29 protein-coding genes and 1 pseudogene are annotated in these 21,994 nt (G+C 49.9%); 29 read left to right on the top strand and 1 reads right to left on the bottom strand.

Annotation, left to right across the window (positions count from 1 at the left end):
- The first annotated feature begins 540 nt into the window (after positions 1-540).
- The gene (locus A9587_RS22865; protein ID WP_000521772.1) at positions 541-1,422 is read left to right on the top strand and encodes an SMODS domain-containing nucleotidyltransferase; all 882 of its coding nucleotides are present in this window, start codon (positions 541-543) and stop codon (positions 1,420-1,422) included.
- On the top strand, positions 1,400-1,981 hold the full coding sequence (locus tag A9587_RS22870) for an SLATT domain-containing protein (RefSeq protein ID WP_000371964.1): 582 nt from the start codon (positions 1,400-1,402) through the stop codon (positions 1,979-1,981). The genes A9587_RS22865 and A9587_RS22870 overlap by 23 nt, the downstream gene beginning before the upstream one ends.
- Positions 1,982-2,122: 141 nt before the next feature.
- Here A9587_RS22870 and A9587_RS22875 read toward each other — a convergent pair.
- Positions 2,123-2,522 (bottom strand): annotated as a pseudogene (locus tag A9587_RS22875) (recombinase); the annotation flags it as partial.
- A 169-nt stretch (positions 2,523-2,691) separates the two neighbouring features.
- Between A9587_RS22875 and A9587_RS22880 the strand changes: the two are divergent.
- The 27 genes from A9587_RS22880 (at position 2,692) to A9587_RS23015 (ending at position 21,873) form a co-directional block, all read left to right on the top strand.
- A complete protein-coding gene (locus A9587_RS22880; RefSeq protein ID WP_000167380.1) occupies positions 2,692-2,874 on the top strand; it encodes a hypothetical protein in 183 nt (60 codons plus the stop codon).
- A 667-nt stretch (positions 2,875-3,541) separates the two neighbouring features.
- A complete protein-coding gene (gene hokD / locus A9587_RS22890; protein ID WP_000813254.1) occupies positions 3,542-3,697 on the top strand; it encodes a type I toxin-antitoxin system toxin HokD in 156 nt (51 codons plus the stop codon).
- A gap of 142 nt (positions 3,698-3,839) precedes the next feature.
- On the top strand, positions 3,840-4,232 hold the full coding sequence (locus A9587_RS22895; protein WP_032176181.1) for a hypothetical protein: 393 nt from the start codon (positions 3,840-3,842) through the stop codon (positions 4,230-4,232).
- Positions 4,233-4,459: 227 nt separating this feature from the next.
- Positions 4,460-4,732 (top strand): hypothetical protein, encoded by a 273-nt coding sequence (locus tag A9587_RS22900; protein WP_047089133.1) that lies wholly within the window; start codon positions 4,460-4,462, stop codon positions 4,730-4,732.
- Position 4,733: 1 nt separating this feature from the next.
- Positions 4,734-5,789, top strand: coding sequence for a DUF968 domain-containing protein (locus A9587_RS22905; protein ID WP_105263274.1), 1,056 nt, complete (start codon positions 4,734-4,736; stop codon positions 5,787-5,789).
- The gene (locus A9587_RS22910) at positions 5,790-6,170 is read left to right on the top strand and encodes a RusA family crossover junction endodeoxyribonuclease (protein ID WP_053898848.1); all 381 of its coding nucleotides are present in this window, start codon (positions 5,790-5,792) and stop codon (positions 6,168-6,170) included.
- Entirely contained in the window at positions 6,167-6,988 is an 822-nt protein-coding gene (locus A9587_RS22915) for an antitermination protein (RefSeq protein WP_105263275.1), read from the top strand. Before A9587_RS22910 ends, A9587_RS22915 begins: the two co-directional genes overlap by 4 nt.
- 385 nt (positions 6,989-7,373) lie before the next feature.
- Positions 7,374-7,589, top strand: coding sequence for a class II holin family protein (locus A9587_RS22920; protein WP_000839574.1), 216 nt, complete (start codon positions 7,374-7,376; stop codon positions 7,587-7,589).
- A complete protein-coding gene (gene rrrD / locus A9587_RS22925) occupies positions 7,589-8,086 on the top strand; it encodes a lysozyme RrrD (protein WP_105263276.1) in 498 nt (165 codons plus the stop codon). Before A9587_RS22920 ends, rrrD begins: the two co-directional genes overlap by 1 nt.
- Positions 8,083-8,550: a lysis protein gene (locus tag A9587_RS25740; RefSeq protein WP_105263277.1), complete on the top strand. Its 468-nt coding sequence runs from the start codon at positions 8,083-8,085 to the stop codon at positions 8,548-8,550. Before rrrD ends, A9587_RS25740 begins: the two co-directional genes overlap by 4 nt.
- Before the next feature lie 42 nt (positions 8,551-8,592).
- Positions 8,593-8,943, top strand: a complete 351-nt coding sequence (locus A9587_RS22935; protein WP_001139555.1) for an HNH endonuclease — start codon at positions 8,593-8,595, stop codon at positions 8,941-8,943.
- Positions 8,944-9,090: 147 nt separating this feature from the next.
- Positions 9,091-9,573 carry a phage terminase small subunit P27 family gene (locus A9587_RS22940; RefSeq protein WP_105263278.1) on the top strand — a complete coding sequence of 161 codons (483 nt, stop codon included), beginning with the start codon at positions 9,091-9,093 and terminating at the stop codon, positions 9,571-9,573.
- Positions 9,573-11,330 (top strand): terminase large subunit, encoded by a 1,758-nt coding sequence (locus tag A9587_RS22945; protein WP_021555251.1) that lies wholly within the window; start codon positions 9,573-9,575, stop codon positions 11,328-11,330. Before A9587_RS22940 ends, A9587_RS22945 begins: the two co-directional genes overlap by 1 nt.
- Before the next feature lie 11 nt (positions 11,331-11,341).
- Positions 11,342-11,524: a hypothetical protein gene (locus A9587_RS22950; RefSeq protein ID WP_021555252.1), complete on the top strand. Its 183-nt coding sequence runs from the start codon at positions 11,342-11,344 to the stop codon at positions 11,522-11,524.
- Positions 11,524-12,765 (top strand): phage portal protein, encoded by a 1,242-nt coding sequence (locus A9587_RS22955; protein WP_021555253.1) that lies wholly within the window; start codon positions 11,524-11,526, stop codon positions 12,763-12,765. Before A9587_RS22950 ends, A9587_RS22955 begins: the two co-directional genes overlap by 1 nt.
- Positions 12,743-13,393, top strand: a complete 651-nt coding sequence (locus A9587_RS22960; protein WP_123057474.1) for an HK97 family phage prohead protease — start codon at positions 12,743-12,745, stop codon at positions 13,391-13,393. Before A9587_RS22955 ends, A9587_RS22960 begins: the two co-directional genes overlap by 23 nt.
- A gap of 13 nt (positions 13,394-13,406) precedes the next feature.
- Entirely contained in the window at positions 13,407-14,633 is a 1,227-nt protein-coding gene (locus tag A9587_RS22965) for a phage major capsid protein (protein ID WP_021555255.1), read from the top strand.
- 44 nt (positions 14,634-14,677) lie between these two features.
- A complete protein-coding gene (locus tag A9587_RS22970) occupies positions 14,678-14,995 on the top strand; it encodes a head-tail connector protein (protein WP_021555256.1) in 318 nt (105 codons plus the stop codon).
- An 8-nt stretch (positions 14,996-15,003) separates the two neighbouring features.
- Complete coding sequence (locus A9587_RS22975; protein WP_021555257.1) at positions 15,004-15,342, top strand: phage head closure protein; 339 nt, start codon at positions 15,004-15,006, stop codon at positions 15,340-15,342.
- Positions 15,342-15,788, top strand: coding sequence for an HK97-gp10 family putative phage morphogenesis protein (locus A9587_RS22980; protein WP_021555258.1), 447 nt, complete (start codon positions 15,342-15,344; stop codon positions 15,786-15,788). The genes A9587_RS22975 and A9587_RS22980 overlap by 1 nt, the downstream gene beginning before the upstream one ends.
- Positions 15,785-16,129, top strand: a complete 345-nt coding sequence (gp17, locus tag A9587_RS22985; protein WP_021555259.1) for a tail completion protein gp17 — start codon at positions 15,785-15,787, stop codon at positions 16,127-16,129. The genes A9587_RS22980 and gp17 overlap by 4 nt, the downstream gene beginning before the upstream one ends.
- A 59-nt stretch (positions 16,130-16,188) precedes the next feature.
- Complete coding sequence (locus tag A9587_RS22990; RefSeq protein WP_000097533.1) at positions 16,189-16,893, top strand: hypothetical protein; 705 nt, start codon at positions 16,189-16,191, stop codon at positions 16,891-16,893.
- A gap of 14 nt (positions 16,894-16,907) precedes the next feature.
- Positions 16,908-17,279, top strand: a complete 372-nt coding sequence (locus A9587_RS22995) for a phage tail assembly chaperone (protein WP_016231754.1) — start codon at positions 16,908-16,910, stop codon at positions 17,277-17,279.
- 23 nt (positions 17,280-17,302) lie between these two features.
- Positions 17,303-17,581 carry a phage tail assembly protein T gene (locus A9587_RS23000; protein ID WP_000978930.1) on the top strand — a complete coding sequence of 93 codons (279 nt, stop codon included), beginning with the start codon at positions 17,303-17,305 and terminating at the stop codon, positions 17,579-17,581.
- Positions 17,582-17,628: 47 nt separating this feature from the next.
- The gene (locus tag A9587_RS23005; RefSeq protein ID WP_105263280.1) at positions 17,629-20,841 is read left to right on the top strand and encodes a phage tail tape measure protein; all 3,213 of its coding nucleotides are present in this window, start codon (positions 17,629-17,631) and stop codon (positions 20,839-20,841) included.
- Entirely contained in the window at positions 20,834-21,175 is a 342-nt protein-coding gene (locus A9587_RS23010; RefSeq protein ID WP_105263281.1) for a phage tail protein, read from the top strand. The genes A9587_RS23005 and A9587_RS23010 overlap by 8 nt, the downstream gene beginning before the upstream one ends.
- On the top strand, positions 21,175-21,873 hold the full coding sequence (locus A9587_RS23015) for a phage minor tail protein L (RefSeq protein WP_021555261.1): 699 nt from the start codon (positions 21,175-21,177) through the stop codon (positions 21,871-21,873). The genes A9587_RS23010 and A9587_RS23015 overlap by 1 nt, the downstream gene beginning before the upstream one ends.
- Positions 21,874-21,994 lie beyond the last annotated feature (121 nt).

Consider the following 21,994-nt stretch of genomic DNA (forward strand, 5'->3'; position numbering starts at 1 on the left):
TGTGAGTCAGCGAATTACATAGGGGCTCGCAGCTTTATGGCTGCAATAAAGCCGGATATAAAGCTGCAACCTACCGTCAATGTCAAAACAATGGAAGCTGTGCAAAACGGGATGCGTTCATATAAATTCCCCATAGCTTCCCTACCAGGAAGGTAGGCATAAAAAACCAGCAATAACAGGCTGGTTTATATAATCTTTTTGGTCGGCACGAGAGGATTTGAACTTCCGATCCCCGACACCCCATGACACTGCTTGTAAAACGCTGAGAGCCGCGCTATTGCTGGTTAAAAGCACTATTCATATGTATAAACAAACAGTGCTTTTTCAACAAAATCTGCTCTATATACTTCAATGGCTTAAGTGGTGGTTTCTCCCCATGCTTGGTAGGTATAATACCTTGATGCTAAAGTAGGTTACTCACTTGAAGAAACAGCTAGTTAGTATCAATTATGTTGCTCCAGCTGACTGAAAAAAGTTATCAATGATGCATGGAACATACGCCCTTGAATTTTTCATTAGATTTTAGAAAAGGAATTGAGCATGGGTTTAGCTGAGTGGTTTTGCGGATTTTGCTCCAATCTGACTGTAAAAGATGGTGGAACAATTTCAACTAGATATAGGAATATAACGAAGCGTTTAAATACGGATTTTTGGGATAGCAGTTCTGATACTTCTCATAGTCTCTACGTTGGATCATATGGTCGGAACACAGCTACGCAAGGCTTGAGCGATCTGGATATGATTTTTCAGCTACCATATTCCGAGTATCAAAAATACAATAGCTACTTAGGAAATGGGCAGTCAGCATTGCTTCAAGCGGTTAAGAGATCTATTGAAAAAACCTATGCTACCACTAGTATTAGAGGTGACGGTCAAGTGATCCTTGTACCGTTCAATGATGGAATTACATTTGAAGTCGTTCCAGCTTTCCTCAATGTTAGTGATAGTTACACATTTCCTGATGCGAACGGTGGTGGCCGTTGGAGGATTACAAATCCAAAGCCAGAAATTTCTGCAATGAGGTTAAGAAATAACATTACCAATAACAATTTGGTGCAACTTTGTAGAATGGCAAGAGCTTGGAAGCGTAAATGGGATGTACCTATAAGTGGTTTACTCATTGATACGCTTGCGTATCAATTCATTGAAAATTGGGCGCATAGAGATAAGTCGTATCTTTACTACGATTTCATGAGTCGTGATTTCTTCAAATGGATGGCTGATCAAGATACGAGTAAGGAGTATTGGAAAGCGCCAGGAAGTGGTCAGTATGTCTATGGTAAAGGGCTTTTCCAATATAAAGCAAAACGGTGCTATAACATTTCACTCGAAGCTATAGAGCATGAAATGGCGACCCCAAAACGCGAATGGTCGGCTAAGCAAAAATGGCGGGAGATTTATGGATCAACATTTCCAGACTAAGGATACACCTGAATCTAGAAGGGTTTTAGAAGGGCAGATCAGAGAGTGTTATGGTCGGGTCGTTTACTCACATAAGACGCATGAAAAATGCTCAGACATTCTCCTATCTCGACTATCTTCTATAAAGTTTTGGCAAATAATTCTCTCCGCCTTAACTACTGGAGGCTTTCTAGCAACTTTTTTCGGCGCGGGTGAAGTAGGCACGGGGGTTGGGATTGTTGTTTCAACACTGCTTCTCATTCTTAACGCTTATACCAAAGATTATGACCTTGGTGAGTTGGCGCAAAAACATAAGCAGGCTGCAAATGAGATCTGGTTAATCCGAGAAAAGTATTTATCATTGCTTACAGACTTAGCAATGGGTGAAAAACCAATCGAGCAATTGCAGTCAGAGCGGGATTCGTTACTCGAGAGTTTACATTCAGTGTATTCAGGCTCTCCTAGTACAACATTTGAAGCTTATAAAAAAGCACAGGACGCATTAAAAAACAAAGAAGATTTAACATTTTCTGAAGAAGAAATAGATGCTTTTCTTCCCAAGGAACTGAAAAGAAGATAAATATGTTGCGAGGGCAAATATAAATATTTGCCCCTATTTTTTTATTTGTTAATATTAATTTTAGCAGGGCTAACTTTCCGGTAAGAATTAATTACTGGTCATATGCTCCTTGGTTAATAAAATTCTATGCCTTACTTGGTGCTAGCTGGCTTTAATTTCTCCATGTGGAACTACAACCCAGTCGATATGGTTTTGCGTGTAGATTTTAGTTGATTTCGCATCGCTGTGTGCCATTCGTCCTTGTGGATCGATGCCCTGCTGATCAAAAAGATGTGCTGCTAAGGCGCGAATTTCGTGAAAGGTTGGCCTTTCATCCATCGGCCGTTTGTCATATAAACCCAGCTTGTCACGCGTAGCTGAAAACGACCGACTCAAATAGTCTGGTGCAACTTGAGTGGGATGAGAAACTTCTTTGCTGCGTTTAACCTGCCGTTCCGGGATCTGGTGAACGATAAATGGGCTGGCCACGTTATTGCGACTTTCATCAATGATCCGCTTCAATTCGTCACCAATCGGTGACCGCTACATGACGGGAACGCTTACAATCTATTAATGTCTACTAAGTGCTAGGAGCGGACATTGGTTAATGGGGATATGTCATTCGCCTGGGGCAGATCAAGAAAGTAAAAATCCCAGCTGTCGATAATTGGAATCCATGATAAGGTTTACGGGTAACTGATTGATAAATAAATTGAATGGAATATGGAAAAATGACAAAGTCAATAGCGGATAAATCTGTAACTGATTTAACTAAAGAAATCGATAAATTAAAGAAAATTGCCAAAGATCTTGAAGATGTATTACCAGAAAAAACACCACAAATTAATTCAGCAAAAAAAATCATTGACGATGCAATAAACGAAAGAGAAAAAGAGATAGAAAAGCGTTTCTAAGCATAACAATAGACTAGTCTCTGGGAGGCCGTACCAGCGGCCTTTCTTCTTCCCGTAATCTAGTAAAATCGTCGGTTTTTAATCAATTAATTAACTCATCTATTACCAACTCCTGGTTGGTTGCTAATGATGTCATAGTGTCGCTAACGGCCTGAATTACTCAGTCCGTTCTTCGCTCAAAGCGGGCTAGAAGGTTAGCTTGCGTCGGACTTGGCGTATTTAAAGAAGTGCTGGTGGTGACAGGTTATTATGTTCCATTTCTACAGAACAAAATCACAGAAACTATACCCAATAGTTGTATTGAATCACTGACGAGACAGCCTCATATTTATCAGGACTGGTGTACGTCCAATACAGGAGGTTGTGGTGCTGGTTCTCAAATGTGCGCTGGCTATTGCTGCTGTAATGGCAATTTATTGCCTTGCTGTTGTTCTTATGGATCGCCTTTCTGACTGATTTCATATTGGCGAGGTAACGGGAGTTAAGTAGAATGGCTGCGGGTGCTTGAGGCTATCTGTCTCAGGCATGAACACCAAAGGCAGATAGAGAAAAGCCCCAGTTAACATTACGCGTCCTGCAAGACGCTTAACATTAATCTGAGGCTCAATCTATGAACGGCAAATCTAGGTTAGCCTCTTACGTGCCGAAAGGCAAGGAGAAGCAGGCTATGAAGCAGCAAAAGGCGATGCTAATCGCCCTGATCGTCATCTGTTTAACCGTCATAGTGACGGCACTGGTAACGAGGAAAGACCTCTGCGAGGTACGAATCCGAACCGGCCAGACGGAGGTCGCTGTCTTCACAGCTTACGAACCTGAGGAGTAAGAGACCAGGCGGGGGAGAAATCCCTCGCCACCTCTGATGTGTCAGGCATCCTCAATGCACCCACACTTAACCCGCTTCGGCGTTTTTCCGTTGATTAACTCTATTATCAGAGAACCGAACTTTTACTGATGGGGGCAGGGAGATGAAGAAACTTGTTTTAGTTGCAGGTGTAATGATTGCAACAGTAATGTTGGGAGGGTGTGCAGCAAAGATCGATCCTGCGTTGAAAGCAGAAGCAATGAAACCACTAACATGTAAAGATGAAAAGCAATGTGACTTTTATTGGAAACGAGCGCAATTCTGGTTGGCTAATAATTCCTCATGGAAAATTCAAACGGCGACAGACACGCTAATTTCCACTTATAACCCTTCACCAAATAGCCCATTCCTCGCTTATCAAGTGAGTAAAATGCCAAATGAAGATGGATCTGCAAGAATTTTCATCAAGCCTTTTTGCGATAATATGTTTGGCTGTCAACCAAACCCCTATCAGGCAATTGTTTCCTTTAAAAACTTCGTTAAAACTGGGCAGTAATGTATAGCGGGACGGTAAATTATTAGTGAAAACGCTGTAAACCCTATGGATTGAGTCAGGATTTAATCCGATAATTATTCTATCGTTCCTTTACAAGTCCGGCATATTACCTTCAGTTTGTTTTAGCATACCCGCTTCGGCGGGTTTTGTTTTTTTCTGGCATTCTGGTTTACAATACGCACGCCAGCCTGAACAACTGGCACCTGCTGCGCCAGCAGAGACAACCGATGGCGCACAATACCAAACATCACAATTCTGATACCGACCTTGCCAGCAGGCACGGGCTGCGTTCTCACGCATTCAAATATGACTGGTATCAGCACGATCCCTGCACTGAAGAACAGGCCGAATGGCTGATTCATAACTACCGCAGACGTGGGTATGAGTTTAAGAAAGCCCTTAGCCTCGACTACCGTCACTGGATAATCTACGTCAGGCTCCCTTATTCCGAACGCCCGCCGCGTCCATCCCGCACATTCCAGCAACGCATCTGGAGGTAACGTGCGGGTATTACTTCGACCTGTTCCGGTACCGGAACTTGGGCTGGTGGTGCTAAAGCCGGGCCGTGAATCCATGCAGGTATTTCATAATCCTCGAGTGCTGGTGGAACCGGAGCCAAAAAGCATGCGTAATCTGCCGTCCGGGGTCGTTCCTGCCGTTCGCCAGCCGCTGGCGGAGGATAAATCATTACTGCCATTTTTCAGCGACGAACGAGTGATTCGTGCTGCTGGTGGCGCTGGCGCATTGTCTGACTGGTTACTGCGCCATGTTAAATCCTGCCAGTGGCCATACGGCGATTATCACCACAGTGAAACCGTCATTCACCGTTATGGCGCTGGCGCGATGGTGTTGTGCTGGCACTGCGACAACCAGCTGCGTGACCAGACATCCGAATCACTCGAGCAACTTGCTCATCAAAACCTGTCAGCATGGATGATTGACGTCATACGCCATGCAATGAATGGCACGCAGGAGCGGGAGTTATCGCTGGCTGAATTATCCTGGTGGGCGGTCTGCAATCAAGTGGCGGACGCGCTTCCGGAGGCAGTATTACGTCGTTCTTTGGGGTTACGTGCGGAAAAAATCCGCTCCTTGTACCGCGAAAGCGACATCGTACCGGGAGAGCAGACCGCCACCAGCATACTGAAGCAGCGCACAAAAAATCTTGCGCCGCTGCCTCACGCCCACCAGCAAAACCCGCCACAGGAAAAGACGGTGGTCAGCATTGCTGTTGATCCGGAGTCACCGGCTCAGTATCTCCAGCGCCAGAAACCACAACGGGAAGAGATGCCTGTATACACGCGCTGGGTAAAAACGCAGAAATGCATGACGTGCGGTAATCAGGCAGATGATCCGCATCACATCATTGGTCATGGACTGGGAGGGATGGGAACAAAGGCTGATGATTTGTTTGTTATTCCGCTGTGCCGTAAATGTCATAACGAACTGCACGCCGGGGTAAAAGATTTTGAAGAAAAACACGGCAGCCAGCTGTTGTTGCTGATTCGTTTTTTAATGCACGCGAGAAATTCGGGTGTCCTGAAGTGGAAAGCATAAATGACTGAGCGCATAGAATTTGTTTTGCCTTACCCGCCGTCGGTGAACACCTACTGGCGCCGTCGTGGTGGCGTATATTTTGTATCAAAAGCCGGTGAGCGTTATCGCCGGGATGTGGCGCTTATTGTTCGCCAGCAGCGACTGAAATTAAATCTGTCCGGTAGATTGGCAATCAGGATTATTGCAGAGCCACCGGATAAGCGCCGCCGCGACCTGGACAATATCCTGAAGGCACCACTGGATGCACTGACACATGCAGGACTGCTTATCGACGATGAGCAGTTTGACGAAATCAATATAGTGCGCGGTCAGCTCGTTCCTGGTGGTCGACTGGGCGTGAAAATTTACGAAATAATGCATGACGGGCAGGTCAATAAATGAAGCTGGAAGATTTACCGAAATACTACTCCCCAAAATCGCCTGGCCTGACTGATGCATCCGTCTCGACGTCAAAAGATACGCTGAGTATCACTGATGTGATGGCTGCGCAGGGTATGACACAAAACCGTGCTGAGATGGGATTTTCTGCGTTCCTGGGGAAAATGGGCATTAGTATGAATGACAGGGCGCGGGCAACAGAATTACTGGCAGATTATGCATTAAGTCAGTGCGATCGCGTGGCGGCGTTGAGAAAACTTCCGGCAGAAATAAAACCGGCAGTGATGCGCATTATGGCTTCGTACGCTTTTGAGGATTATGCCCGCAGTGCAGCTAGTAAAAAACAGTGCCCTTGTTGCGGCGGGAAAAAATTTATTGAAAGCGTAGTTTTTACAAACAAGGTCCAGTATCCGGATGGCAAGCCGCCAGTATGGGCAAAGTGTACAAAAGGCGTGTATCCGTCTTACTGGGAAGAATGGAAAAAAGTCCGGGAAGTGGTAAAAGTTGCCTGTCCTGAATGCGGGGGAAAGGGTGAGGTCTCCACCGCCTGTAAGGATTGCCGTGGGCGTGGTGTAGCCATTCATCGTGAAGAGTCAGAAAAACGGGGCATGCCTTTTATCAGGGACTGCCAGCGTTGTGGCGGTCGTGGCTATGAAAGACTGCCGTCGACGGAGGCATTTAATGCCATATGTGAGGTGACAAATCAGATAACACGCGCGTCATGGGAAAAAACGGTTAAGCAATTCTATGACACTCTGGTGGTTCGGTTTGACATTGAAGAGGCATGGGCGGAGCGGCAGTTAAAAAAGGTAACCAGATAACAAGGTTGATTTTTCCGGAATCTGTGGTAAATTCGCCCTAACGATGGGCGTTTTATGCCTGACGTTAGAAGAATTTTTACAACCCGCCGCCGTGCGGGTTTTTTTGTCTGCACAACAGGTAAGAGCACTGAACCCGCAGACCTCGCGGAATTGGTGAAAGGTGCCGCGCAGTGCTCTTTCCGTTGTGCTGAATTAAGCGAATGCCGGAAGTAGAACCGGATCAACAAATGCGTACAGGCGTCATCGCCGCCCAGCAACAGCACAACCCAAACTGAGCCGTAGCCACTGGCTGTCCTGAATTCATCAGTGATAGTTATGCTGCGGCCTTCTTTTTCCCATTCCCAATATAAGAACTACGCAATCCGTTACTTGCGGAGGCGTTGCTATGAAATCAATGGACAAAATCTCAACTGGCATTGCCTACGGAACATCCGCTGGTAGTGCGGGATACTGGTTTTTGCAGTGGTTGGATCAGGTCAGTCCGTCACAGTGGGCTGCAATTGGAGTGCTTGGAAGCCTTGTGTTGGGTTTTCTCACTTATCTGACAAATCTGTATTTCAAAATCAGAGAAGACAGACGAAAGGCTGCGAGAGGTGAATAATGCCTCCATCATTACGAAAAGCCGTTGCTACGGCTATTGGTGGCGGGGCTATTGCTATAGCATCTGTGTTAATCACTGGACCAAGTGGTAACGATGGTCTGGAAGGTGTCAGTTACATACCATACAAAGATATTGTTGGTGTATGGACTGTATGTCACGGACACACCGGAAAAGACATCATGCTCGGTAAAACGTATACCGAAGCAGAATGCAAAGCCCTCCTGAATAAAGACCTTGCCACGGTCGCCAGACAAATTAACCCGTACATCAAAGTCGATATACCGGAAACAATGCGCGGCGCTCTTTACTCGTTCGTCTATAACGTGGGTGCTGGCAATTTCAGAACATCGACGCTTCTTCGCAAAATCAACCAGGGCGATATCAAAGGTGCATGTGATCAACTACGTCGCTGGACATACGCTGGTGGTAAGCAATGGAAAGGTCTCATGACTCGCCGTGAGATTGAGCGTGAAGTCTGTTTGTGGGGGCAACAATGAGCAGAGTAACCGCGATTACCTCCGCTCTGGTTATCTGCATCATCGTCTGCCTGTCGTGGGCTGTTAATCATTACCGTGATAACGCCATCGCTTACAAAGAGCAGCGCGACAAAAACGCCAGAGAGTTGAAGTTGGCGAACGCCACCATCGCTGACATGCAGCAGCGTCAGCGTGATGTTGCTGCGCTCGATGCAAAGTACTCGAGAGAATTAGCTAATGCGAAAGCTGAAAATGAAACTCTGCGCGCTGATGTTGCCGCTGGTCGTAAGCGCCTGCGGGTCAATGCCAGTTGCTACGCAGCCGTGCGTGAATCCACCGGACCCACCAGCGTGGATAATGCAACCATCCCCCGACTGGCAGACACCGCTGAACGGGATTATTTCACCCTCAGAGAGCGGCTGATGACGATGCAGATGCAACTGGAAGGGGCACAGGAGTATATCCGCACTCAGTGCATTAAGTAGCCTTTTTATCGTGGTAAACATTTCGCAGGGTATGAGGTATTTATGCCATCACTAATCCCACGTGCCTGCCGTAAGCGTGGATGTGCAGGTACAACCACAGACAGTTCTGGTTACTGCGATAAACATCGTGGCGAAGGATGGGTACAGCATCAACGCGGACTGAGTCGCCACCAGCGTGGCTATGGCTCGAAATGGGATGCCATACGTGCGCGCATACTGAAGCGTGATAATCATCTGTGTCAAAACTGCCTGCGCAATGGGAGAGCCGTTGAAGCCAGAACTGTGGACCACATCATTCCGAAAGCTCATGGTGGCACAGATGCAGACAGTAACCTGCAGAGTCTGTGCTGGCCCTGCCATAAAGCAAAAACAGCGCGCGAACGCATCAATTGATAACAGCTCCCATCTGCAGGGGAGGGGCGGGTCAAATCTCTGCAACCCTGGCTGTTCAGTACCGCCGCCTGACCTTTCCTCGCATCGCCGCAGGTTCGAAAACTTTTTTTTGGAATGTGATTAAATGATTGATAGGTAAAACCGATTATGTCAGGACCCCCGAAAACCCCGCCACGCCTGCATTTGATACGAGGCAACCCCTCAAAGCGCCCCGTTAAAGACCCCAAAAAAGCCGCTAAAAAGGATGAAAAAGGTCTCCCTAAAATTCCGCAACATTTAGGGGCGCAGGGGAAGTACTGGTTCAGGCGAATGGCGGAAGAACTGAATGCGGAAGGGATCATTTCTCAGCTTGATGCGCGTGCACTCGAGTTACTGGTGGAAGCCTACACCGAATACCGGCATCACTGCGAAACACTCGATGTTGAGGGGTACACCTACCGCACGGAAACGCAGAACGGTGATGTGCTGATTAAGGCACACCCGGCTGCTGCGATGAAAGCGGATGCCTGGAAGCGGATCCGGGCGATGCTTGCAGAATTTGGTATGTCACCGGCAAGCCGGGCGAAAGTAAATACCGCCGGACCGGATGATGTTGATCCGCTGGCAGAGCTTTTAAAAGCGAGAGACTGATGGCAAAAGTGGCTGACGGGATCCGCTACGCCGAACGTGTTGTTGCAGGAGAAATAGTCGCTGGCGAATTTGTCCGTCTGGCCTGCCAGCGTTTTCTTGATGATCTGAAGTATGGCGAAGAGCGGGGGATTTATTTTAGTGAACCCCGTGCGCAGCACATCCTGAATTTCTACAAATTTGTGCCTCATGTGAAAGGGGCGCTGGCAGGCCAGCCCATTGAATTGATGGACTGGCATGTATTTATCCTCATTAATATTTTTGGTTTTGTCATTCCGCTGGTGAATGAAGAGACCGGGGAAGTTGTCATGCGCAGCGATGGCAGCGGACGCCCGGTGATGGTGCGCCGGTTCCGGACGGCGTACAACGAAGTTGCCCGTAAAAACGCAAAATCAACCCTGTCATCGGGTATCGGTCTGTATATGACGGGGGCAGATGGTGAAGGCGGGGCTGAGGTGTATTCAGCCGCAACCACGCGTGACCAGGCCAGAATTGTGTTTGAAGACGCCAAAAATATGGTCAGAAAAGCCCGGTCGACACTCGGGCGGTTGTTTGATTTCAACAAGCTGGCGATTTACCAGGAGCAGAGCGCATCAAAATTTGAACCGCTTTCCTCGGATGCAAACAACCTGGACGGTCTGAACATCCACTGCGCCATTATTGATGAGCTGCATGCTCATAAAACCCGTGACGTGTGGGACGTTCTGGAAACGGCAACCGGTGCCCGTCTGCAGTCCCTGTTATTTGGTATCACCACGGCGGGCTTTAACAAGGAAGGGATTTGTTACGAGCAACGCGATTACGCCATCAAGGTATTGCGAGGCTATAACAGTGACGTGGAGGGCGCGGTAAAAGATGACTCCTACTTTGCGATTATTTACACGCTCGATGAGGGAGATGATCCGTTTGATGAAACGGTCTGGCAGAAAGCGAATCCGGGCCTGGGCATCTGTAAACGCTGGGATGATCTGCGTCGTCTGGCGAAAAAAGCGAAGGAGCAGGTCTCGGCGCGGGTGAATTTTTTCACCAAACACATGAATGTGTGGGTCACTGCCGAATCGGCCTGGATGGACATGATTAAGTGGGAGAAGTGCGAATATATTGCTCCACAGCATGAGCTGAAAACGTATCCCATGTGGGTCGGTGTCGACCTTGCTCATAAGATTGATATCTGCGCGGCGGCAAAACTCTGGCGAACCGATAACGGGCATGTTCATGCCGATTTTAAATTCTGGCTTCCGGAAGGGCGACTGGATCGGTGTTCACGGCAGCAGGCAGAACTTTACCGGAAGTGGGCGGAGATGGATAAGCTCATCCTGACGGATGGTGATGTTATCGATCATGCTCAGATAAAAAGTGACCTACTGGAATGGATTGGCGGTGAAAACCTGAGGGAACTGGGATTTGACCCGTGGAGCGCAATGCAGTTCAGTCTGGCGCTGGCTGAAGAAGGGATACCGCTGGTGGAAGTTCCGCAGACGGTCCGCAATCTGTCAGAGGCCATGAAGGAAACGGAATCACTGGTCTATGCCGGGCGTTTCCATCACAGCAATCATCCGGTCATGAACTGGATGATGTCTAACGTTACGGTGAAACCGGACAAAAACGACAATATTTTCCCGAATAAATCCACGCCGGAAGCCAAAATCGACGGTCCTGTTGCGATGTTTACAGCAATGAGCCGGATGCTGGTCAATGGCGGTGAACCGGAGCCGGATCTGTCTGAACACCTGATTAGTGTTGGTATCCGCTCGCTTTAACCGAGGGCATTATGTTTCTGATAATTCTCACGCCACTGGTGGGTGTGCTGGGGGCGCTTTTGCTGTCGTATGGTGCCTGGCTGATTTATCCCCCGTCGGGTTTTGTTGTTGCCGGGGCGCTGTGTCTGTGCTGGTCGTGGCTGGTTGCGCGTTATCTCGATCGCGGTCAGCGGGTCGCCTCCGGAGGTGAGTAATGTTTTTCCAGGGGCTTTTTCAACGCAAAAATAACACTCCCGTTACAACACCCGGGATGCTTGCGGAAGAGTTGGGATTGTCATACGACACCTATACCGGAAAGCGGATCAGCAGTCAGCGGGCCATGCGGCTGACGGCGGTGTATTCCTGCGTCAGAGTGCTGGCGGAGTCTGTTGGTATGCTGCCCTGTAGCCTCTACAAAATCACCGGCACCCTTAAAACACGGGCGGTGGATGAACGACTGCATAAGCTGATTTCGGCAAAACCCAATGGCTACATGACACCGCAGGAATTCTGGGAACTGGTCATTGTCTGCCTGTGTTTGCGGGGGAATTTTTACGCTTACAAGGTGAAGGCGCTGGGAGAAGTGGTGGAGCTTCTTCCGATAGATCCGGGTTGTGTGGAGCCGAAGCTGAACTGTCAGTGGCAGCCGGTTTATCAGGTGACGTTTCCGGATGGTTCCGTGGATGTGCTGACCCAGGATGAAATCTGGCATGTGCGTACTCTGACGCTGGACGGACTGGTCGGGCTGAATCCCATTGCGTATGCGCGTGAGGCCATTTCACTGGCAGCGGCAACCGAGGAGCACGGCGCCAGGTTGTTTGGTAACGGTGCTGTGACATCCGGTGTGTTGCGTACGGAACAAAAGCTCACGCCGGATGCTTATGAGCGCATGAAGAGGGATTTTGAGGAGCGTCATCTTGGGCTGGGTAATGCGCACCGTCCGATGATTCTGGAAATGGGGCTGGACTGGAAGCCGGTGGCACTGAATGCCGAGGACAGCCAGTTCCTGGAAACCCGCAAGTTTCAGTTGGAAGAAATCTGTCGTCTTTTCCGCGTGCCACTGCATATGGTGCAGAACACTGACCGCGCCACCTTCAACAATATTGAAGAGCTGGGGCTTGGCTTCATTAACTATTCCCTTGTGCCGTATCTGACCCGTATTGAACAGCGGATCAATACAGGGCTGGTGAGGGAGAGTAAAAAGGGAAAATTTTACGCCAAATTTAATGCCGGGGCGTTGTTGCGTGGTGACATGAAATCCCGCTTTGAAGCGTATGCCACGGGGATCAACTGGGGGATTTATTCCCCTAATGACTGCCGTGATCTGGAAGATATGAATCCCCGACCGGGCGGTGATGTGTATCTGACACCGATGAACATGACCACCAGTCCCTCTGCTGGCGATGACAACGGTAAGAAAAAGGAGAGTGGAGATGCAGACAAAACAGCGTCTTGATATACCGCTGAACCTGAAATCCGTCAGTGATTCCGGGGAATTTGAAGGTTACGGTTCTGTTTTTGGTGTTAAGGACAGCCACGATGATGTGGTGGTCCCCGGAGCCTTTACCACAACACTCCAGAAATGGAGCGAAAAAAAGGCGCTGCCTGCGTTGCTCTGGCAGCACCGCATAGATGAGCCCATCGGTGTGTACACCGAAATGAAAGAAGATGATGTCGGGCTTTATGTCAGGGGACGATTACTCATTGATGATGATCCCCTGGCAAAACGTGCACATGCCCATATGAAGGCCGGTTCTTTAACCGGCCTTTCTATTGGCTACATCCTGAAAGACTGGGAGTACGACCGTGAAAAAGGGGTATTCCTGCTGAAAGAGATCGACCTGTGGGAGGTCAGTCTGGTGACGTTTCCTTCCAATGATGAGGCTCGCATCAGCGATGTGAAAAATGCGCTGGCGCGTGGGGAGATCCCTGATCAGAAAATCATTGAGCGGGTCCTGCGCGATGTTGGACTTTCGCGAACCCAGGCCAAAGCATTCATGGCCGGGGGATACGGCGCTTTATCCCTGCGTAATGCTGAGGATGTGGATGCCGCACTGAATGCATTGAAAAATCTTAAATTTTAACCAGGAGTAAATAATGGCTGTTGATATTAAAGACGTTGAACAGGTCGCGCAGGATTTGCAGCAGAAGTTTGACGATTTTAAGGCAAAAAACGACAAGCGCATTGACGCGATCGAACAGGAAAAAAGCAAGCTGGCCGAACAGGTGGAAAGCCTGAACGGGCAAATCAGCGAGCTGGAGAACCTGAAAAGCGACCTGGAAAAAGAGCTGGCAGACATCAAGCGTCCGGCAGGCGGCACGCAAAATAAAGTTGCCGGTGAACACAAAGAAGCGTTTATCGGATTTATGCGCAAGGGGCGTGAAGACGGTCTGCGTGAACTTGAACGTAAGGCGCTTCAGGTAGGTAATGATGAAGATGGTGGTTATGCCATTCCGGAAGAACTGGATCGTACCATCCTGACGCTGCTGAAAGATGAGGTGGTGATGCGCCAGGAAGCCACTGTGATCACCCTCGGTGGCTCGGATTATAAAAAACTGGTGAATCTGGGCGGCACTAAGTCCGGATGGGTGGGGGAAACGGATACGCGTCCGGAAACCGCCACCTCAAAACTGGGGCTGATTGAACCTTTTATGGGGGAAATCTACGGCAACCCGCAGGCTACCCAGAAAATGCTCGATGATGCTTTTTTCAATGTGGAAGACTGGATCAACAGTGAACTGGCGCTGGAATTTGCCGAACAGGAAGAAATTGCCTTTACCAGTGGCGACGGCAGCAAAAAACCAAAAGGTTTTCTGGCTTATGAGTCCACCGATGAAGATGACAAGACCCGTGCGTTTGGCAAACTTCAGCACATCGCTTCCGGTTCGGCTTCTGGCGTGACCGCTGATGCGATCATTAAACTGATTTACACCCTGCGCAAGGCGCACCGTAGCGGCGCGAAGTTCATGATGAATAACAGCAGCCTGTTTGCCATTCGCCTGCTGAAGGATAACGACGGAAATTATCTGTGGCGTCCGGGCATTGAGCTGGGTCAGCCTTCTTCACTGGCGGGGTATGGCATCGTTGAGAATGAGCAGATGCCGGATATTGCTGCCGATGCAAAAGCCATTGCGTTTGGTAACTTCAAACGCGGCTATACCATTGTTGATCGCATCGGTACCCGTATCCTGCGTGACCCGTACACCAACAAACCGTTTGTGGGCTTTTATACCACCAAGCGAACCGGCGGTATGCTGGTGGATTCTCAGGCGATTAAGCTGATGAAAATTGGGGCCGCAACCCGCCAGAAAGCCGCGGCGTAATGCGGTTTTTTATGCCCGCACAGTGTTGCGGGCAGGAGTTTCTGATGGCAGCAATAGTGGAAAAACTCAGGGCGCAGTGCCGTATTGATACAGATGATGCAACTGATGATGAGTTACTGATGCTGTATTTCCGGGCTGCCTGCCGCAAGGCAGAAAATTTTATCAACCGTAAGCTTTATGAGGAGACGGTGCCGGAAGGTGATCCTGACGGGGTGCTTATAGCTGATGATGTTTTGCTGGCGCTCATGTTGCTGGTCGGACACTGGTACGAAAACCGGGAAAATTCCTCAGATGTCAGCAAGGCACCAGTCCCGTTTGGTTTTTCTTCTCTGCTGGAGCCTTATCGTTTTATTCCTTTGTAGGAGGAACCATGCAGGCGGGCAGATTACGTGATCGCGTAACTATTCTGAATGTCACCACCGCCCGCTCTCCGTCAGGGCATCCGGTGGAGACGGTGACGGAGGGAGCTACCGTATGGGCAGAAGTTAAGGGTATCAGCGGGAGGGAGATAATCTCAGGCGGAGCAGAAACCGCTCAGGCTACGGTCAGAGTCTGGATGAGATTCCGGCGCGATGTGACAGCGACTTCACGTCTGAAAGTGCTGACCGGTGCATTTAAAGGGGCCATTCTGGGTATAGAAGGTCCACCAATACCGGATGCACGCGCCACCCGGCTTGAAATACTCTGCAGCCTGAAGGGGAATGTGTGATGGATTTCAGTCTTGATTTTTCCGGCCTGGCGGATATTGCACGGGATCTGGAGACGCTCAGCAGGGCAGAAAACAATAAGGTTCTGCGCGATGCCACCCGTGCCGGTGCTGAAGTTATGCGGGATGCAGTTGTTGAACGTGCGCCGGAGCGAACCGGGAAACTGAAGAAAAATGTGGTTGTTCTCACTCAGCGTTCAAAGCGTCGGGGGGAAATTATCTCGGGTGTCCACATTCGCGGACGGAACCTGCGAACCGGAAACAGTGATGACAGCATGAAAGCCAGCGATCCCCGAAATGCGTTTTACTGGCGCTTTGTGGAGCTGGGAACGATAAACATGCCCGCGCATCCATTCATTCGCCCGGCTTTCGATACGACAGAGGAGCTGGCGGCGCAGGTTGCCATACAGCGAATGAATCAGGCTATTGATGAGGTCTTAAGTAAATGAGGGAGGCCACACTGTATTCCCTGCTGTCTCAGCTGGCCGGAGGACAGGTATATCCTTATGTGGTCCCGCTGACGGAGGGAAAGCCTGCGGTATCTCCGCCGTGGCTGGTGTTTTCTGTGGTGTCTGACACGGCGTCTGATGTGCTTGATGGTCAGGCTGAATCCAGAATTGTCGTGCAGATCGATGTCTGGGCGACGGTACCTGATGACGCAGATGATATTCGTGAGCAGGCGCTTGATGCAGTAAGGAAACTGGCACCTTCCGTTATTTCTAAAACGCAGGGTTATGATCCTGACTCCCGTCTGAGCAGAGCCACGCTTGAATTTCAGGTAATAGCCTGAGGTCGTTAATGATTTTACCCACCCGCCGCTGGCGGGTTTTTTATTTTCAGGAGACGAGTATGTCCTCTAATTTTGAGCGTTCGCAACTGACGAAAATTATGATTTCGTCTGCACCGGTAACAGCAGAAACCCTGGATTCTGCCAGCTATCTTGGCCTGAGCTGTACAATCAAAGAGGTGCAGTTTACCGCAGGACAAAAGCAGGATATTGATGTCACCACGCTGTGTTCTGTTGAGCAGGAAAATATTAACGGTCTTGGTGCCGCGTCAGAGATTTCCATGTCAGGCAACTTTTACCTCAATGCTGCCCAGAACGCGTTGCGCAGTGCCTATGACAATGACACCACGTATGGCTTTAAAGTTATTTTTCCGTCAGGAAACGGATTTACCTTTATGGCAGAGGTGCGTCAGCATACCTGGTCTGCAGGAACCAATGGTGTTGTGGCTGCAACGTTTTCCCTGCGCCTGAAAGGTAAACCTGTGCTGACGACAGAGCCGCTGAAAGTGAAGGTCGATTTAAACAGCACGCTGCAGGTTTCTGCCGGAGCGAAACTCGAAATGGTGGTTGAGGCTGCCGGTGGTGTGCCGCCTTATTCTTATGTCTGGAAGAAAGGTAGTTCTCCTGTTTCCGGACAGACGGCGGCAACGTTCAGTAAGGCATCAGCAGCATCTGGTGATGCCGGTGCGTATACCTGCGAGATTTCTGATTCAGCAAGCCCGGTTAACAAAGTGACCTCCACTTCCTGCACTGTAACCGTCAGTTAATGAGGATGGATGTGATGACTAAAAATATCCGTAATCTGGCACTGGCAACGATGTCGGGGTTTCGCCATAAAACCGTTGATGTGCCTGAATGGGAGGGAGCAACGGTTGTATTACGGGAACCTTCTGCAGAAGCCTGGTTGCGCTGGCAGGAGATCGTTAAAGCCAGGGAAGATGATACATCGCCATCTGTTGCAGAGCGTGCCCGCCGAAATCTGGAGGCGGACGTTGAACTGTTCATTGATGTTCTGTGTGATACCGGACTGCAACCTGTATTTTCAGAGGATGATCGTGAACAGGTGATTGCCGTGTATGGCCCGGTGCATGCGCGGCTTCTTCGGCAGTCTCTGGAACTGATCAGTGATGCCGGAGAGGTTAAAAAAAAGTAGCGCTTCCGGGGATGCGTTTTCTGATGATGCTGGCGCTCAGGATGGGGCGCACATTGTCAGAGTTACGCCGGGAAATGTCCGCATCAGAAATCATGATGTGGGCAGAATTTGACAGGTTCAGCCCGCTGGGAGACGAACGGGCTGATATCCGGGCTGCCCAGATTGTTTCAGCTGTTTACGGTGCGCAGGGGGTCAAAGTGCCACTGAATGATGCGCTTCTTCAGTGGGAGAAGGAGCAGACAGAAGGCGTATCAGATCCATTTGCCGGACTGGAAAACGCGCTTTTAATAGTGTCTCAGTGAGTCAACATAACCGCTTCGGCGGTTTTTTTTTCGTCCGGAGAATGAGTGTGGCGACATTACGTGAACTGATTATTAAAATCTCGGCAAATTCCCGGTCATTCCAGTCAGAGATCTCCCGGGCTTCGCGTATGGGGCAGGATTACTACCGTACCATGCAGAACGGAGGCCGGCAGTCCGCTGCTGCATCCCGTGAAATGCGGCGTGCACTGGCAGAAGTGACGGATCAGATAAATACAGCTAAATCTTCGGCACTGAATATGGCGGGGGCATTTGCCGGGGCTTTTGCTACCGGTCATCTTATTTCTCTCGCCGATGAGTGGAATTCAGTAAATGCCCGTCTGAAGCAGGCCTCACAGTCCAGTGATGATTTTCAGGCATCACAGCGTGAATTAATGGCGATCAGCCAGAGAACGGGGACGGCGTTTTCTGATAACGCCAGCCTTTTTGCCCGTTCTGCAGCTTCCATGCGGGAGTATGGTTACAGTTCTGAGGAGGTACTGAAAGTCACCGAGGCGATCTCCACGGGCCTGAAATTATCCGGTGCCAGTACAGCAGAAGCCAGTTCGGTGATCACGCAGTTCAGTCAGGCACTGGCGCAGGGAGTGCTGCGCGGTGAAGAGTTTAACTCGGTGAATGAGAACGGCGATCGTGTTATTCGTGCGCTGGCTGCGGGAATGGGGGTTGCCCGTAAGGATCTGAAGGCCATGGCGGATAACGGAAAGTTGACCGCCGATAAGGTTGTTCCTGCACTGATTAGTCAGCTTGGGGCATTACGTGATGAATATGCGGCAATGCCTGATACGGTTTCATCCTCTGCAACCAAAGTTGAAAACGCCTTTATGGCCTGGGTTGGTGGTGCGAACGAGGCAAGCGGAGTGACGAAGACGCTCTCCGGTGTGCTGAATGGTATTGCAGGCAATATTGACACTGTGGCAACCGCTGCCGGTGCTCTGGTTGCCGTCGGGGTAGCCCGATATTTTGGCAATATGGCGTCTTCTGCTGGATCTGCAACTGCCGGATTAATTACTGCAGCCAGAAACGAAGTGGCTCTTGCGGAAGCGCAGCTCCGGGGGACACAGATAGCAACAGCCAGGGCGCGTGCGGCGGTTTATCGTGCGCAACAGGCGGTTGTTGCTGCTCGCGGTACCGAAAGGCAGGCAGCCGCAGAAGCGAAACTGGCTGCTGCCCAGGCATCACTTACCCGTAATATTGCGGCCAGAACAGCAGCACAGACAACGCTGAATACTGTCACGTCAGTGGGAAGTCGTCTGTTAAGTGGAGCACTGGGACTGGTTGGTGGGGTGCCGGGGCTTGTCATGCTGGGGGCCGCGGCCTGGTACACGATGTATCAGAATCAGGAGCAGGCCAGAGAATCTGCACGCCAGTATGCCGCAACAATCGACGAAATTCGCCAGAAAACGTCGGCAATGTCGCTTCCTGAAGCGTCAGATAATGAGGAAAAGACGCGGCAGGCACTGGAGGAACAAAATCGCCTGATTAGCGAACAGGAAGGAAAAATTCGCGGACTGAAAAATCAAATTGCTGATTATCAACGTTGGCTTGATGAAAGTTCGCAGAGTGGTTCGGGTGCTGAAATCATCCTTAAAGGGCTTGCCGAAGCAACAAATCAACTGGCAGTTGAACAATCCCGTCTCACTCAAATGCAGGGCAAAGCGCAATCTATTCAGGATGTGCTTGCCGGGCTGGAGGAGCGACGGGTGGCGTTGATCCGTCAACAGGCGGCGGAACAAAACAAAGCGTATCAGTCCCTGTTGATCATGAATGGGCAGCATACCGAGTTTAATCGCCTTCTTGGGCTTGGTAATGAATTACTTCAGCAGCGACAGGGGCTGGTGAATGTACCGTTACGGCTACCACAGGCAACCCTGGATGATAAACAGCAGACCGCACTGAATAACAGCAAGCGCGAACTGGCTCTGTCCCGCCTTAAGGGGGAAGCGCGTGAGCGTGCCCGACTGGGCTATGCTGCGGATGATCTCGGCTTTGTGGGAGAGGCGTATCAGACAGCCAGACAGAATTATATCAATAACTCACTGGATGCCTGGCGAAATAACCAGGCAAATAAACCCAAAACGCATAAAAAGACCGAAGCGGAAAAAACAGAAGATATTTATAAACGGCTGATTAAACAGCAAAAAGAACAGATAGCACTGGCAGGGCAGAATACTGAACTGGCTAAGATGAAATATCAGGTCAGTCAGGGCGAATTATCAACCTTATCAGAAGCGCAGAAACAAACCCTTTTACAGAATGCAGCACTCATCGACCAGAAAAAAATTCGTGAGCAAATTGCTGCTTATGAAAGCAGCCTGGCGGACAGTAACGCCAGTGTCAGGGCATCAAATGAGGCTCAGTTGTTAGGGTATGGAGACGGAACACGAATACGTGAGCGGCTTCAGGAAATGTGGAACATCCGACAGGAGTTTGAGCAGAAAAATAATGAGTTGCTGAGACAGTACCAGACCGGAGAAATCGAAGAAGCCCTGTGGAAACAGGAAAAAACGCTGAATGAAAAATATCTGGAGGAGCGTCTCAACGATCAGCAGGATTATTATGCAAAGGCCGATGCTTTACGCAGTAACTGGAATGCCGGGCTCAAAGAGGGGCTGACGAACTGGGCAGACAGTGCCACTGATTATGCTTCACAAGCGGCAGATGCGGTCGTTTCCACTATGGATGGTCTGGTTTCAAATATTTCTGAGGCACTGGCCGGAAACGTTGTGGACTGGAGAAACTGGGGGAGTTCGATCCTTCAGGAAGTTTCAAAAATCCTGATGAACGCGGCAATTGTTAACGGGCTGAAATCACTCTCCGGGACAATGTCGGGAGCGGGGGGATGGATTGGTAGTGTTGGCGACTGGCTTTCCGGTGCAGTGGCAAACGCAAAAGGTGGTGTTTATACATCGGCAAATCTGAGTGCTTACAGTAACACCATTGTGGATACCCCGACGTATTTTGCTTTTGCGAAAGGTGCCGGGCTGATGGGCGAGGCCGGGCCTGAAGCTATCATGCCACTGACCCGGGCAGCGGACGGCTCTCTTGGAGTCAGAGCCATTGGCAATGTGAATGGTGGCGGGGGATTTGTTTATTCTCCCGTGTATCACATCAGTATTCAGAATAAAGGGAGCAATGGCGAGATAGATACACAGTCAGCCAGGGGGCTGGTGGATCTGATCGACAGCAGGGTTGTGTCAATTATGCAGTCATCACGTCGGGACGGAGGATTATACAGTGCCTGAGCCTGAAGTTTTTAACTGGATCCCCCGCGAGGGGATGGAGACGACACGAAAGCCATCTGTTATTACGGTAAAGTTCGGTGACGGATATGAACAGCGGCGGGCTGGTGGTCTGAATGCGGATCTGAAAACGTTTAAACCGGTGTTTCGTGTCACAGATGAATATTCCCGTGCTGCGCTGGACAGTTTTTTATCCCGTCATGCCGGGATACGTGCTTTTTTGTGGCGCCCGCCAAAACACAACAGGACTGTCAGGGTTGTCTGCAGGGAGTGGAGTACTTCGGATAATGCCATGTATACCGATTTTAACTGTACCTTTGAAGAGGTCACTCACTGATGCAGGATATACAACAGGAAACACTGAATGAGTGTACAAAAGCGGAGCAATCCGCACTGGTCGTGCTCTGGGAAGTCGATCTGACAGAAGTCGGTGGCGAGCGTTATTTTTTCTGTAATGAGCAGAACGAAAAAGGTGAGTCAGTCACCTGGCAGGGGCGGCAGTATCAGGCGTATCCCATTCAGGGGAGCGGATTTGAGATGAACGGCAAAGGAGCCAGTGCCAGACCAACACTGAAAGTATCTAATCTGCACGGTATGGTCACCGGTATGGCGGAAGATCTGCAGAGTCTGGTCGGCGGAACGGTGGTCCGGCGTAAGGTTTACGCCCGTTTTCTGGATGCGGTGAACTTCGTCAACGGAAACAGCGACGCCGATCCGGAGCAGGAGGTGATCAGTCGCTGGCGCATCGAGCAGTGCAGCGAACTGAGCGCGGTCAGTGCCTCCTTTGTACTGTCCACGCCGACGGAAACGGACGGCGCTGTTTTTCCGGGACGTATCATGCTGGCCAACACCTGCACCTGGACCTATCGCGGTGATGAGTGCGGTTATAACGGTCCGGCTGTCGCGGATGAATATGACCAGCCGACGTCCGATATCACGAAGGATAAATGCAGCAAATGCCTGAGCGGCTGTAAGTTTCGCAATAACGTCGGCAACTTTGGCGGCTTCCTTTCCATTAACAAACTTTCGCAGTAAATGTAATGAACGCATCCCCAATCATCAAATCCGGAGCGCGGTGATGGATGGGGAGAATATCGGGAAGGTGTGGAACCTGGCAGATTTCCGGCATCATAGTGCCCAATACGGGATGCAGAAA

The sequence above is a fragment of the Escherichia sp. MOD1-EC6162 genome, assembly GCF_002965125.1.
GTDB lineage: Bacteria > Pseudomonadota > Gammaproteobacteria > Enterobacterales > Enterobacteriaceae > Escherichia > Escherichia marmotae.

Coding starts and splice junctions, on each gene's coding strand:
- A9587_RS22955 (WP_021555253.1), top strand. CDS start 11,524: ATGTTTTTCCAGGGGCTTTTTCAACGCAAAAATAACACTCCCGTTACA.
- A9587_RS22910 (WP_053898848.1), top strand. CDS start 5,790: ATGACTGAGCGCATAGAATTTGTTTTGCCTTACCCGCCGTCGGTGAAC.
- A9587_RS22965 (WP_021555255.1), top strand. CDS start 13,407: ATGGCTGTTGATATTAAAGACGTTGAACAGGTCGCGCAGGATTTGCAG.
- A9587_RS22945 (WP_021555251.1), top strand. CDS start 9,573: ATGGCAAAAGTGGCTGACGGGATCCGCTACGCCGAACGTGTTGTTGCA.
- A9587_RS22870 (WP_000371964.1), top strand. CDS start 1,400: ATGGATCAACATTTCCAGACTAAGGATACACCTGAATCTAGAAGGGTT.
- A9587_RS22865 (WP_000521772.1), top strand. CDS start 541: ATGGGTTTAGCTGAGTGGTTTTGCGGATTTTGCTCCAATCTGACTGTA.
- A9587_RS22900 (WP_047089133.1), top strand. CDS start 4,460: ATGGCGCACAATACCAAACATCACAATTCTGATACCGACCTTGCCAGC.
- A9587_RS25740 (WP_105263277.1), top strand. CDS start 8,083: ATGAGCAGAGTAACCGCGATTACCTCCGCTCTGGTTATCTGCATCATC.
- A9587_RS22935 (WP_001139555.1), top strand. CDS start 8,593: ATGCCATCACTAATCCCACGTGCCTGCCGTAAGCGTGGATGTGCAGGT.
- rrrD (WP_105263276.1), top strand. CDS start 7,589: ATGCCTCCATCATTACGAAAAGCCGTTGCTACGGCTATTGGTGGCGGG.
- A9587_RS22915 (WP_105263275.1), top strand. CDS start 6,167: ATGAAGCTGGAAGATTTACCGAAATACTACTCCCCAAAATCGCCTGGC.
- A9587_RS23015 (WP_021555261.1), top strand. CDS start 21,175: ATGCAGGATATACAACAGGAAACACTGAATGAGTGTACAAAAGCGGAG.
- A9587_RS23000 (WP_000978930.1), top strand. CDS start 17,303: ATGATGCTGGCGCTCAGGATGGGGCGCACATTGTCAGAGTTACGCCGG.
- A9587_RS22970 (WP_021555256.1), top strand. CDS start 14,678: ATGGCAGCAATAGTGGAAAAACTCAGGGCGCAGTGCCGTATTGATACA.
- A9587_RS22975 (WP_021555257.1), top strand. CDS start 15,004: ATGCAGGCGGGCAGATTACGTGATCGCGTAACTATTCTGAATGTCACC.
- A9587_RS22990 (WP_000097533.1), top strand. CDS start 16,189: ATGTCCTCTAATTTTGAGCGTTCGCAACTGACGAAAATTATGATTTCG.
- gp17 (WP_021555259.1), top strand. CDS start 15,785: ATGAGGGAGGCCACACTGTATTCCCTGCTGTCTCAGCTGGCCGGAGGA.
- A9587_RS22995 (WP_016231754.1), top strand. CDS start 16,908: ATGACTAAAAATATCCGTAATCTGGCACTGGCAACGATGTCGGGGTTT.
- A9587_RS22960 (WP_123057474.1), top strand. CDS start 12,743: ATGCAGACAAAACAGCGTCTTGATATACCGCTGAACCTGAAATCCGTC.
- A9587_RS22920 (WP_000839574.1), top strand. CDS start 7,374: ATGAAATCAATGGACAAAATCTCAACTGGCATTGCCTACGGAACATCC.
- A9587_RS22940 (WP_105263278.1), top strand. CDS start 9,091: ATGTCAGGACCCCCGAAAACCCCGCCACGCCTGCATTTGATACGAGGC.
- A9587_RS22950 (WP_021555252.1), top strand. CDS start 11,342: ATGTTTCTGATAATTCTCACGCCACTGGTGGGTGTGCTGGGGGCGCTT.
- A9587_RS22880 (WP_000167380.1), top strand. CDS start 2,692: ATGACAAAGTCAATAGCGGATAAATCTGTAACTGATTTAACTAAAGAA.
- hokD (WP_000813254.1), top strand. CDS start 3,542: ATGAAGCAGCAAAAGGCGATGCTAATCGCCCTGATCGTCATCTGTTTA.
- A9587_RS22895 (WP_032176181.1), top strand. CDS start 3,840: ATGAAGAAACTTGTTTTAGTTGCAGGTGTAATGATTGCAACAGTAATG.
- A9587_RS22980 (WP_021555258.1), top strand. CDS start 15,342: ATGGATTTCAGTCTTGATTTTTCCGGCCTGGCGGATATTGCACGGGAT.